The following is an 11,999-nucleotide window of genomic DNA, read 5'->3' on the forward strand; positions in this document are numbered from 1 at the left end:
AGGCTGTTCGAGGCCCGGCTGTGAGGTGAGGACCCTCGACGAAGCGTGCGCAACGCGCCAAAGGAGACAATCGAAAATGCCGTGGCAGAGGATTGAAACACTTGGAACCATTGCAACGATAGAACACATCATTCGGAAGTTTCGAGAATTGATCGATACAGATAGCTCGATCCCGCCCGAGCTGCGGCGTGCGCTGCACGAGACGCTGGATGGGCATCTTTTGGAAGCAAAGCGGCGTGTTCTCCTGAGAGAAAATTAGGTCCGGATGCGGAGAGACACTAGCAGGCCGGCGTTGCGCTCTACGCCACGCTTCAAAATGCTTGCGGCCAAGCCTGGATTCGAGCTGCTCGCTCGTTCAGCGGTGGCTCGGATGGCGATTTCTCCGGGCCACTTCATCTCGCCTTGTCGGACTGGCCATCGATGGTGATGGCCCGCATACGCACCCTGACCCAATTCTAGATTTTGTCGAAACTCGGCGACTGGGGTCATTCGTTGGACACGCCTCCGGCGCATTCGCGGGATCGCTCCTCAAAGGCCTCAGCCAAAGGCTTGCCCCTCAGGGCACCGCTGATGCTTGCAACACCAGCTCTTCCGGGGCCCTCTTCGGGCATGAGCCGCCCGCAAAAAGGGGCTTGAACCTGACGTAACGTTAAATCGTAGGCTCGTGGGGTGTTACCTACATGGGTGTGAAGGACGTCGGGTGCCTCAGCCGGTCAGATCGGCGGACCGATCGCTGGTCATGCTCCCTATCTCCGATGACCATCGCCGCAATCGGGACCACCGCAAAGCCCTTCGACCGTGGTTGCCATGGCCATTCATCCTGATCAAGTCCAGATGCCCGGAGGTTCGCGAATGCCGCGGATTCTAATTATGAATGCCGGTACGCCTCAGATGTCGGGCGCCCATCTAACAAAGGCTCAACTTTCGCTGGCCGCCAGCTCGGCATTCCGTTCAGCGTGGTTTGCTCAGGAGGGCGACCTGATCGTCTCCCCGGTAGTGATCCCGGCAGATCTGCTATCCTTCATTGGCGCGACGCTGGATTTCGATGCATCGAGTCTTCGCCTGCTTGTACCAACGAGCCGCCAACCGACCATCCTGGATGATTACGCGTTGCTGTCCGAGACTGTTGTCGCACGAATTAAAAGACATATTCGTCAACAATCCACCTGGCGATTGTACCCCTGCTACTTTACTGAAGGCGTCGCACACCTGGCGGCCAAACTAAGCATACCGAACATTGGCGACGACTTCGCCCTGCAGCGCGGGCCTGATTTACTGAATCGCAAGAGTCACTTCCGTCAGTTGGCAACAAGCGTAGCACTTCCGCTGCCTCACGGATGTGTCGCGACAGATCCAAATGGACTGTTAAAAGCAGTCACTTCCCTCAAATCCGAGACCGGCAGGGTCATCGTGAAGTTGGATAATGGAGCTGGAGGGGTCGGAAATGTCATCTTAACGAGCAGCAAAAGCGATCCCCTACCTGGCGCCAGAGATACTCGGTGGATTTCCTGGCGTTCGCTTGATCCTGACGCGCTTTACTCCGAGATCACAACAGCATCGTGTAAGACGCTGGTCGTCGAATCATACCACTTGGCCCGGTCTTTGTTTTATCTCGAGTATGCAATCCAGGATGATGCATCAATCGCTTTCATCAATAGTGGAAACATACGCCTGCATAAAAGCACAGATCGGGCCGAAAGGGCTCTCATCTGGACAGGGCTTGAGCTTCCCAGCGATCTAGAGAACGAGCAGTGGTTGACTGCCCAGGAGCATGCCTACCGATTTGTGGCGCTAGCGAGAGACCTTGGCTATCGCGGAATGATCAACATCGACGCGATTTTCGCCAAAGACGGACGGTTGCTGTTCAATGAAGCAAACGGCCGCTGGGGTGGCGGCTCGGTGTTACACAACATTGCGATTCGGCTACTAGGCCCCGACTATTCCAGTCGCAACGTTATTTTATCTGTAAGAAATGTACGATCACCATCTTTTCGTGCGGCGCATGATCGCTTCTTCAAAGAGGGATTGCTATTCGACCGCACACGTAAGACAGGCGTGATCCCACTTGCCGCCGACGAAAAGGCTGGGACCGTGGAGTGCGTTGTGATTGCGGCCGACAGGGCCGCGGCCCACGATCAGCAATACCGACTGTTGAGGTCCTAGCGAACACATCTTCACACGCTCAATTCACCGCCCCGCGCAAAAGCAGCGTTCTCCCCAGCCCCAAACATAAAAGAGGGCACAGTTTGAGCAAATAGGTTCGGCGCTGCGGCTGACTGCAGTAACTGCAGCGCCGGACAGGCCGATAAGCTAGGTTTATCCCTAATGCTAAACGTCGGATCATGATCGTGACCTTGCGCGAGGAATATTCTTACCCAGCTGATCGATCGCTGCAACAGGCGAGTCCTGCGCAACGGCATCGCTAAGCGAGCATTGCGTCCATCAACCCGACATTCTCTCGGCGGAGATTTGAGTCATGCCCAAGCGGCTGCGTTTGCAACCGGCGACTTGCGCAACTGCACGAGTGCGGCACCAATCTTCGGGCGAGGACGAGGGCTGAGCTTATAGTGAAAAGATCTTCGTCGAGCGACCGATCGGAACGTTGAGCAGCGATCCCTGGCTAGAGTTGTTACGCAGATGCTCATCCAAGCTACCAACAGCAAGAGCATACTTGTAGGCAGCTGAGCTCTCCCGCTCGTTCTCCTTGATGATAGTCGACCTGTACACTCTCAAGACCTCAGCTTCAGCGGCGGACCGAATTGGGCTGGCTTTGCGAACGATGCTGACTCCGCCCGTAGCGCGCGGGGCGCGCAGACGATCGAGTCCGGCAAGGACGCCACGCTCGCCGGCCATTCTAACTCGTTTCGTAAAGAAGCTCGGCTATGCCCAGCTTCTCGTTGTAGTCGAGCCATCATCCCAATCTCAGAAGAGCGTCCACATGATCCTTAGCACGACGCTCCTTGGACCTAGCCTGATGCGTGCCCGACCTTACCACCTTAACAAGCGGCCCATCTTGGGAACCGAGAGGCTCGCCACTACAGTCTGCGAAACCCCACGCTACCCGGAATACAGCATCACGCAGCGCCGACGCGCCTCCCTGGTTTCACCCAGCGACAAAGATGCAACTTTCGCTCGGATGGCACGTGGTGGCCTGTACATGGACCAATGTTAACCATGGCTTCCTACCAGAACTGTCGCACCTTACGAGAAACACTGACCACAAGATGTGAAAGCGTCTAAATTTCCCGGAGAGCTCACCCGCCACTCGGTTCTCAGCGAATCATACCAGGCGCGCCACCTCATAGCCGAACGGTAGAACTTTCGACGATCCGGCGGTTGGCGCCGCCCCTTTTTGAACAGAAGTAGACGAGAGATCGGCGTTCCCCGCTCGACACCGGCTTTACTTCATGCCGTACCTTACATGTTGTGACAAGCACTGCACCAAATGGTGGTCGGAATACGTGCTGTTCGTACCCGGTAGGATATACCACGAACTCACCCCCCTCGAAGTCTCGCGCTAGCTGCACAATCACCGCGTACTCAAAATCCGGATCACTCTTCGCATCCAAATGGATGCCCACAAAGGACCCAGGCGGCATACGATGCATTTGGCACCGGCGAACCACGTAATCTGAGGATGCTCCGAAGATCTGTCTTAGCGCGAAGCTGCGGTCTTTACTTTCAAGTAGCTCCATAATCTGCCCTGAAGCTGCACCATCCACGTTGCTAGGCTTGCGACCTGGTGGATCTACCCTTATGCGCTTGACAAAGACGCTGTGCAAGTCGCCGGCATCTCCCTCCCGGACTTCTTCTTCGGGAATCTCAGCCTGCAGCTCATCGATCTTGGTCAAGTCGGCTTGAGTGAACAGTATCTGGGGGGCGATAACGGCCGTCCCCTTTACTAGCAGCTCTATGCGGTACTTTGTCAGCATTTCCTGTGAAAGCTGGCGGGATTTATCACTCATTGTGCGCGCCATTCGAGCTCACTCCTTTGATCTTCGAAGCAGGACTCCGGGTCCTTGTGCATTGAGACGAGTGCTTTCTCCCAATGCTCGCCATCGAACTCGGTTATTCTTGCGAGTGCGACCGTCCTTCTATCCAGGCATCGAATATTTACGCTGAACCCGGAGGGGTTCGACCTCGGCCTATAGAATGGCTTTACCCCACAAACCCGGCAAAACGTGTGCCCGGCAATGTTCTTGTTGAACTGATATGTCGTGAGGACTTCTTCACCGCGCTCGATGCGTAACTTATCGCCAGTTACTAGCAAGTGAAGAAACCCAGACATTTGACAAATCGAGCAATTGCAACGAGCTCCAGAGAGCTCTCGCGGCGCGCTGACGTAGAACTTGACAGAGCCACAATGGCAACTGCCATGATGTTCGATCTCTGAGTGATCATCCACCGCGCGTGCCGCAGTTGAAGTGAGATCGCGGCACCATTGGACGCTGAGCCCATAGGCCCGGAGGAATTCATTCAAAAACCGATCACTACGGTCAGGCTGCACAAGTTCGCCAATCAGCCGACCTGTCATTTCTCCGTGGTACTTCTCAGCGGGATCTTCTCCGCCCACATGGCTGCGAAAATATTCCAGATCTTCCGACTTCGCCTTAAACGTTTTGACCAGGGCGGTCCACAGCGACTGGATCATGTCCGCAGCATGTAGCTCAAAAGCTACCATGTAAGCGCAACGAACGAGGGCGTCTTTCGATGACAATCCGGCGTAGAGAGAATGCAGATACTGCTTCGTCCTAGAGCTATAGTTGGGCAGTATTGCTCGGCCGAGTAGTCGGGAGGCATCCTTCTTCAACAGGTTGGAGTGAAAGTTTTCTGTCAACAGAATATCCGGTAGCGCGGCGTTGCCTCCCTGCAGAATTCGGCCATGGCCACCGGTCTCATCCCACGAGATAAAGTTCGCGACCACGCTGGTCACCTCAAGGTCTCTCGCAATATCCCGATTGTGATACATTGCATCGAATATGAGGTCCCTTTGTGAGCCCGCCTGCAGATACGGGAACGCCTGTGACATCGCCAGGTATTCGGGCAGCAGTCTGGCGGCCTGATCTTCGGACAACTGCGAGGCGAACGGATGCGTGCCGAACAAGGCTCGCGCTTGCTCGGTCAAGTACTCGTAGCAAAGCTTCGGAGGCTGATCCGCGGCAAATCGAGACGTTTGAGATGTCATTTGACCCCTGCAGATGAGAAGCGGACGGTCCTTGACGAAGCAACTTCGTGCCCCGGCCAACTTTTAACCGTCCCAGGTTCATTGGCTTTGAAGGGCCAATGATCGCGTTCGCCTTCTAGGCGACTATTTGTCGTTTGCTCCGCGAACGCAGACAGCGGCATGCTCAGTGCAGCTCATGAGCATCGAAGGAATGCGGAGCGCCGGGAATCCGGTCGGATTCCTGTCCACCAGCAGTCCGGCGCCGCAATGCCCGCCACGACTAGCATTCGCGCGGAGACTCAAACGGATATTGCGCCCCCAGGCCATTTTGAAGCTAATGTCGCGTGCGCGAGTGGCGTGCCTTGCCGCTCGGCACGCGTGCAGCTTTCACGATCTTGAGCGAACGGATCAAGCCCTCGCGGTTGCCGCTCGCGCCATTTCGCCGAACCACCGTCAGCCTGGGACAGCATTGTAGACTCCAGTTTGTACGTATGATGCTCTTAAGGTCTTTGGTCCCTGATGTCACACCGCTCCGGGCGGCACAAAGCCTCTCAAAGCGACCCTCGCCTGTTCTTACCACCTCTAAATTCTTGGTGCGTTCGACGGGTAAGATAGGCAGACCCCCACGAGTGCGGCGATGATACATTCCTGGAGCGTATCTACTATGATGGCCTAGCCTCTCCCGATCGAGCGTCACGAGCAAGTGCCGCAAGATCGGTTTCGAGCTTCGGTTGAAGTGAGAACATTGCGTCTATCAACGCCTGCGCCGGTTGCTCGGCGGCCTCAACCAGCGCCGCCCTCTCGGCCCGTGCAGAGGGAGCGAACACACGCTTAACGACCGTCGGCGAGCCCTTGAGCCCGCAGTTGGAGGTGTCTTCGACACCGGCTTCTTGCGCGCTCCATTTCACGATTTGGGCACGCGCGGCACGCAGGGCATCCGCCATCGCGCCGCGCCGGATTTGATTCGTCGCCTCAAGCATGGTGATGAGGCATGGTAATTTAGCTTGCAACACCTGCACACCACCTTCGCAGCGTCGTTCCACTTCAATCGTTTGAGCGGCGAGGTCCAAGGATCTGATCTTCGCAACGTAAGTTAGCTGCACTACGCCCATTCGCTTTGCGACGCCGGGCCCAACCTGCGCAGTATCGCCATCGATGGTCTGCTTTCCCGTGAAAATGAGATTTGTCGAGCCATAGTCCTTACCGATTTTCCGGATGGCGGTTGCAAGTGCATACGTTGTGGCCAGCGTGTCGGAGCCAGCAAAGCAGCGATCCGTGAGCAGGACGGCGCGATCGGCACCGTAAGCCAACGCCTTTCGCAAGGACTCTTCTGCCGATGGCGGTCCCATGGTAAGCACGGTAATTTCGCCGCCGAACCGATCACGCAGTTCAAGCGCGGCCTCGAGCGCGAAGAGGTCATATGGGTTGATGATGGTCGGCACTCCCTGACGCATGATTGTATTGGTCACGGGATGAACACGAATTTGCGCCGAGTCCGGAACCTGTTTGATGCAGACGACATTGTGCACGATGATGCTCCTAAAGTTGCGATAGCTACGAAGAGAACAGCAAGTGTTGTACCACCGCCGCCGTTCTGGAATCGGCTCGCTGTCACAAAGGCTTAAACGGGGCGATAACGCGCTCCAGCCCGCTTTCGTGACGAACGAATGCCGACACAGGTCAGGGCACCGACAACGCCGTTCCGCTCGGCACGCCAGCCGAGAGACCAAGGAATGCTCGCACGATGAATGCCGCGCAAACACTGCCGGCATCGGGCTGATCGACGGTTAAGCATCGTCACTCACTCGTCCGCAGAATAGGGATGATAGGTTGTTACCTGTTCGAGCCACGGACGGATCGCGATTGTATGGCCAGCAGGTGAGGCTCTTTTAACTCATGGCGCTCAAATCGAAGTTGCGCGCCACGTCGTTGCCTCAGGCCGGCCGTTTCCCTTGCGGTTGCGTAGATTGCTTCTTATCATTCTTCACGTATCTGTTTGGCCCTAGCGGCTCCGGCGGATGTGGTCGTTCAGAACCGCTTTATCTCAATTCCGTATTTCCGGAGCGCATAGCCAATTTGGCGCGGGGTTAATCCAAGTAGGCGCGCTGCCTTGGCCTGCACCCAGCCAGATTTCTCCATGGCCGCAATGACCCGCTCCCGATCGGTCATGCTCGCACCACCAACGAGAGCTGTGCCGGCAGGTCGCAGTGGGGCCGGTTCGTAGACAGGCGGCGGCGGCAACGCCGTTTGAGCTAGCGGAGTGATGGACTTTGCAGGCGCAGGTTGCATGGTTACCGCCAGGTCGGTCTTGTCGTTCGATGTGGTTTTCCAGAGCATCATGGAAAGGCACTGGCCTTGGCAGCATGCAAAGTCACTTCTCACAATCGACGGCCCGGTACACAGCGTCGCTGTTCGCTCGATGCAGTTTTCGAGTTCGCGAATATTTCCTGGAAACCCGCAGTTCATCAGTACCTCGATCGCACTGGCCTCCAGGGTGAGCGTACGGCCGTTCTCGCTATTGAACTTTCTGAGGAACTCTCGGGCTAGCAGCGGAATATCACTGCGCCTTTCGCGCAGCGGCGGCAATAACAAGGGAACTACGCTAATACGATAGTAGAGGTCCGCGCGGAACTCGCTCCTTGCGACGGCCTCTTCAAGGTTCTTGTTTGTCGCAGCTATGACTCGAACATCGACTTTAAGCGTGTGATTGCTGCCGACGCGCTCAAACTCCTGCTCTTGCAGAACTCGCAGCAACTTCGCTTGGAACGGAGCTGAGATCTCTCCGATCTCATCCAGAAATAGCGTCCCTTTGTCAGCAAGCTCGAAGCGCCCCTTGCGCGAGCTTACCGCACCGGTAAAGGCACCTTTCTCATGGCCAAACAATTCCGATTCCAGGACCGTCTCAGGGAGCGCCGCGCAATTCAGTTTAACGAACGGTCGTTTAGCACGGGACGAGGACTCGTGAATGGCCTTGGCTACGAGCTCCTTGCCGGTGCCGGATTCGCCACGCAGCAGAACCGTGCTGCTCGATTTGGCTACAACCGCAATCTTCTCGAGCAGCCCGCTCAGCGCGGCGCTGTCGCCGATGATCCCGTGGGCGGGAAGCTTCTTGCGCTCGCGAGCGGCCACCCCAAGCTCAACGATCTTCTGTGGCTGGTCTTTGTCCACTAACAATCGTTCGCGATCGCAGGCCAACAAGCGATGTAGCTTTACTGTTTGCCCCACCAAGTTGGCGACCATAACGAGCAGCCGCGCATCGTGCTCGAGCCGAAGACTGGAACCATCGTCCTTGATACGGTCTACCGTCAGCGTACCGACCACCCTCGGATCAATACGAATAGGAATTCCAATGAACGATACGGGCATGCTGTCGGAGACGCCGAGAAGCTCCCGGTCCGCAGCGCTGAAGGCCGGCTCGTCGGCTACGCTCTCGACAACAAGAGGCCTGTCTGTCGCCACGATCTGGGCGATTGCACTCTGCGGCAGGCACGTGCGGTAACGTTCGTCGCTGCCTTCGCTCCAACCGGAGCCGACTGTAATTTCCGGGATGCCGTTATCGTCCAGTAGTGAGACGATGCCGTGTCGCATCTGCACAAACGATTGCAGGAGGCCAAGGACCTTGGCCAACGTGACTTCGAGCCGGCCAGGAGCGCTGACTATTTTCGATATTTCGCAGATGCCGGCCAGCGCACTCTCATGCGACGGCTGCCCCGAGGGATTACACTGCGGCTCCGGTTGCGAGGCAGGTCGTTCCGAGGGTGGGATATGCAGCATGAGCCTGCCTCCGTTGTCTTGATTATCCTCCCTTGAGCCATGTTGGGGTTGGTGAGCTTCGTTCTGCATGTCACTCTCGATCTAGCCTCAAGTGTTGACGAGATGACATAGAACCGTGACACCTGATTATGGCACGACACCGCACTTGCAATGTGCCCTCGTTTCACTTTTTGCGGATCGTGTGCGCGTCGTCAGCGGAGAACATACGCGCCGCTGCAGGGCAAGTCAGCTGGATCGCCAGAGCGCCGACTTTACAAATGCTGCCCACCATTGATCGGCACCTCGGCTCCCGTGACGTAACTCGCCGCATCTGAGCATAGGAAGAAGATGACCTTTGCCACTTCATCCGGGGTCCCCACCCGGCGCAGCGGGATACTAGGCACGAGACGGGCCTCCGTGTCTGGTGACAGCATGTCAGTCTTGATTTCGCCCGGCGCGATCGCATTCACACGAATGCCATGCGGCGCATAATCATAGGCCAGTTCGCGTGTGAGGCTCGCAAGCGCCGCCTTCGAGGTCGCATACGCGCTACCGGCGAACGGATGCACCCGTGAGCCTGCGATTGAAGTCACATTTACGATTGATCCTGACGCGGCTCTTAGCTCGTCAAACAAACCCTGCGCCAGCAGGATCGGCGCCACCAGATTAAGATGAAATACCCCCATCCAGGTCTCGGTTGACGTGGTCAATGACGTCATCCGATTCCCAGTGGGCGTTTTCGGCGACACACCGGCATTATTCACCAGCGCGTGCAAGGGCGCACCAGCCAAGCGCTTCTTGACCTCGGTGATCGCACGCGGCAGCATTCGATGATTGCTGAGGTCGATCTGGAAATGATCGTCATTCCCTGGCTCCCAGGGGCATCGCTCGCTGTCGAAAGGTTGGCGTGCGCAAGAAATGACACGCCAGCCCGCCTCCGAGAAGAGCTTGGCAGTGGCATGACCAATTCCGCGTGATGCCCCGGTGAGCAACATCGTCTTCCGTTCTCTACGATCATCACGCGCTGTATCGGCGTGAACGAGGCAATCAAAATGTGTTTCGGCCCGCGGCTCTCCAATCAGATCGTCATTCGGCAGATCGAGACCCAAGGCCGCCTCCTTACTGTTGCGCGGCGCACGCGTAGCAGGATTTGCGCCACTGCGGTGCAGGTAAATGACTTCCGTTTTGCGTCCTAACGTCGCGCAGGCCGAACATTTGGCGGATTTCGGACAGTCGTGGGTGTGCTTTGTGACAACGATGGCACATCAGCTACGTAAGCTCTCTAGCACACTCGCCTGCTTCATCACAGGGGTACGGGCCGCGCTCGCTTTCTTGATCGCGCAACCGAATGAGCCTGAGGCTTGTCGGCGCCTCGCCGAAGCAAAAGACCGCTCGGGAGCGACCACGGTCATTTTGGCGCGCTAACTCCAAAACTGACGTACCAGCCTCGCACGTCAGATTCGTCAATCGTCGATTTTGTTTGTCGCACCCCGTTCTGAGCAGAACTGGGATATCGCCGGACCGGCTGGCTCCAGGCACGAGCTGGCGAACTCATATGTTCATCCACGCTCGAGCACTGATCAGCTCCGATTTGTGGCTGACCGAAGGATGACGACGACGTGTTACGTCGGCTTAACGCTGCGCAGCACTTTAGGGCGGTTGTTATCGACGTCACGGCTCAAGCGAAGGCACTTGGCCGTCGCTTCGTTGTGTTCTTCTCTGCAAGTTCTTGCCAACAGCATCACGTTGGGCAGACGATTGTCGGCCGTACAAGAACTGGCAGTACTCTTGGATGCAAAGAGCGGCAATCAGGTCGATCAAGCGGGTTACAACTTTCATGAAGCGACGAGCTCTTGCGAGTTGTCTTCGATCAAGATCAACCTGCTCGGATCGTTCAACTCGAATTCTATAACGCGCGGAGCAAAGAGACGCGCATAGCGCGTGAAGGCGCTCGTTGGGGGGAAACGGATCACCGTGTCGCAGCGCGCAAGGAGATACATCTCAGTGAGGGCAGAAAAGCCACCCTCTGCTCCGAAGGCGGCGTTGTGCAACGGGCCGGCGTGAGGCGCCTGGAACTGTTTTGGAATCGCAAAAACATCGGGAAATATTGCCGAAACCTGCTCAAGGACGAGCGCGCTGTCCGTGCACAGGAACGCCCTCACAGGCTTCGCATGTGGTAACGCCCTCGCCTTGTCAATGGCATTACAGATCTGTCGAAAGGCGCGCTCCGCGTCCCCCCAGTAGGGAGCATGCCCCATAATGTCCTCACCGTTGCCATGCCGGACATGAATGCCGATCACGCTGTACGGCTCAAAGTGCTCGCGGTAGATGGCATCAATCCGAGCCTGAATTGCAGCTCGCGGCTTGATCCTCCGAAAGATCTCTCGCTCCGCCTCCTGATCGCAGCGCCACATCAGGCAGGCATCACATACAACTGTGCTAGCGTCACTATCTCTCTGACTTTGGAACAGTTGATCGAGTTGGTCGCGTTCCCGGAAGATCTGCTCGTCCGGCCGATAGACGCAATCGATAGACGGCTTGTTCCACCATGCCGGAAAGAATGGTCCCGGAAATGAACGCTTGTTGATGTCGTCGCCGCAAATCACCGGCACGCCGGCAATGTCTTCAACCGGTTCGAAGAAGACCGGGAAGGCATTGGTGAATGGTTCATCAAGATAGCAAGACCCCCGCCAATCGATGGCTAGCGTCCGCCCTGTCTGCTTTGCGAAACGCCAAGCCGCCGCCAGCGACCACAGACAGTCACCAAAACCCGTACGTCGCCGGGACACTACGAACCTATCATTCATCGCACCACTAACCATCTCGATTGCCTTTTCGCGCGCTCCTGGTTGGACAAAAGACATCGATACAGACATCTCGGGTTTCTTCTCGCCCGGCGTCACGGTCTGAAATCGCGGTGCCGGCGAGCTGCGTCGGTAGAACTTCATAGCATGCCTAACCGTGATGGCCGCGTTCTCTCAACATTTTCTGTCCTTTCTTCAGCGGTCTTGCATCGACCTGCCCGAAGTCCGATGCCCAATGCGCCCTGTGCGTCGCATGGACTGGCCCCCTCGCATGCAGG

At 56.9% G+C, this 11,999-nt stretch carries 8 protein-coding genes; 2 read left to right on the forward strand and 6 right to left on the reverse strand.

What is annotated here, in order from left to right:
• Positions 1–76: 76 nt before the first annotated feature.
• Together DCG74_RS36205 and DCG74_RS36210 are read left to right on the forward strand one after the other, a co-directional pair.
• On the forward strand, positions 77–259 hold the full coding sequence (locus DCG74_RS36205) for a hypothetical protein (protein ID WP_172789331.1): 183 nt from the start codon (positions 77–79) through the stop codon (positions 257–259).
• Between the two features lie 611 nt (positions 260–870).
• Positions 871–2,163, forward strand: coding sequence for a peptide ligase PGM1-related protein (locus DCG74_RS36210; RefSeq protein WP_246709070.1), 1,293 nt, complete (start codon positions 871–873; stop codon positions 2,161–2,163).
• A gap of 1,136 nt (positions 2,164–3,299) precedes the next feature.
• Here DCG74_RS36210 and DCG74_RS36215 read toward each other — a convergent pair.
• The 6 genes from DCG74_RS36215 to DCG74_RS36240 form a co-directional block, all read right to left on the reverse strand.
• Positions 3,300–3,977: a 2OG-Fe(II) oxygenase gene (locus DCG74_RS36215; protein ID WP_172789333.1), complete on the reverse strand. Its 678-nt coding sequence runs from the start codon at positions 3,975–3,977 to the stop codon at positions 3,300–3,302.
• Positions 3,962–5,125, reverse strand: coding sequence for a GFA family protein (locus DCG74_RS36220; RefSeq protein ID WP_257187494.1), 1,164 nt, complete (start codon positions 5,123–5,125; stop codon positions 3,962–3,964). The genes DCG74_RS36215 and DCG74_RS36220 overlap by 16 nt, the downstream gene beginning before the upstream one ends.
• A 701-nt stretch (positions 5,126–5,826) precedes the next feature.
• Entirely contained in the window at positions 5,827–6,693 is an 867-nt protein-coding gene (locus DCG74_RS36225) for an electron transfer flavoprotein subunit beta/FixA family protein (RefSeq protein WP_172789335.1), read from the reverse strand.
• A gap of 499 nt (positions 6,694–7,192) precedes the next feature.
• Positions 7,193–8,938: a nif-specific transcriptional activator NifA gene (gene nifA, locus DCG74_RS36230; protein WP_373569539.1), complete on the reverse strand. Its 1,746-nt coding sequence runs from the start codon at positions 8,936–8,938 to the stop codon at positions 7,193–7,195.
• 251 nt (positions 8,939–9,189) lie between these two features.
• Positions 9,190–10,026 carry an SDR family NAD(P)-dependent oxidoreductase gene (locus DCG74_RS36235; protein WP_172789337.1) on the reverse strand — a complete coding sequence of 279 codons (837 nt, stop codon included), beginning with the start codon at positions 10,024–10,026 and terminating at the stop codon, positions 9,190–9,192.
• A 726-nt stretch (positions 10,027–10,752) separates the two neighbouring features.
• Positions 10,753–11,865 (reverse strand): nodulation protein NodZ, encoded by a 1,113-nt coding sequence (locus DCG74_RS36240; RefSeq protein ID WP_274069625.1) that lies wholly within the window; start codon positions 11,863–11,865, stop codon positions 10,753–10,755.
• Positions 11,866–11,999 lie beyond the last annotated feature (134 nt).

Source organism: Bradyrhizobium sp. WBAH42, assembly GCF_024585265.1.
In the GTDB taxonomy this organism is placed as follows: Bacteria; Pseudomonadota; Alphaproteobacteria; order Rhizobiales; family Xanthobacteraceae; genus Bradyrhizobium.

What these genes read in the sequence shown, in the direction of transcription:
- DCG74_RS36205 (WP_172789331.1), top strand. Translation starts at nt 77, where the DNA reads ATGCCGTGGCAGAGGATTGAAACACTTGGAACCATTGCAACGATAGAA.
- DCG74_RS36210 (WP_246709070.1), top strand. Translation starts at nt 871, where the DNA reads ATGAATGCCGGTACGCCTCAGATGTCGGGCGCCCATCTAACAAAGGCT.
- DCG74_RS36215 (WP_172789333.1), bottom strand. Translation starts at nt 3,977, where the DNA reads ATGGCGCGCACAATGAGTGATAAATCCCGCCAGCTTTCACAGGAAATG.
- nifA (WP_373569539.1), bottom strand. Translation starts at nt 8,938, where the DNA reads ATGCTGCATATCCCACCCTCGGAACGACCTGCCTCGCAACCGGAGCCG.
- DCG74_RS36240 (WP_274069625.1), bottom strand. Translation starts at nt 11,865, where the DNA reads ATGAAGTTCTACCGACGCAGCTCGCCGGCACCGCGATTTCAGACCGTG.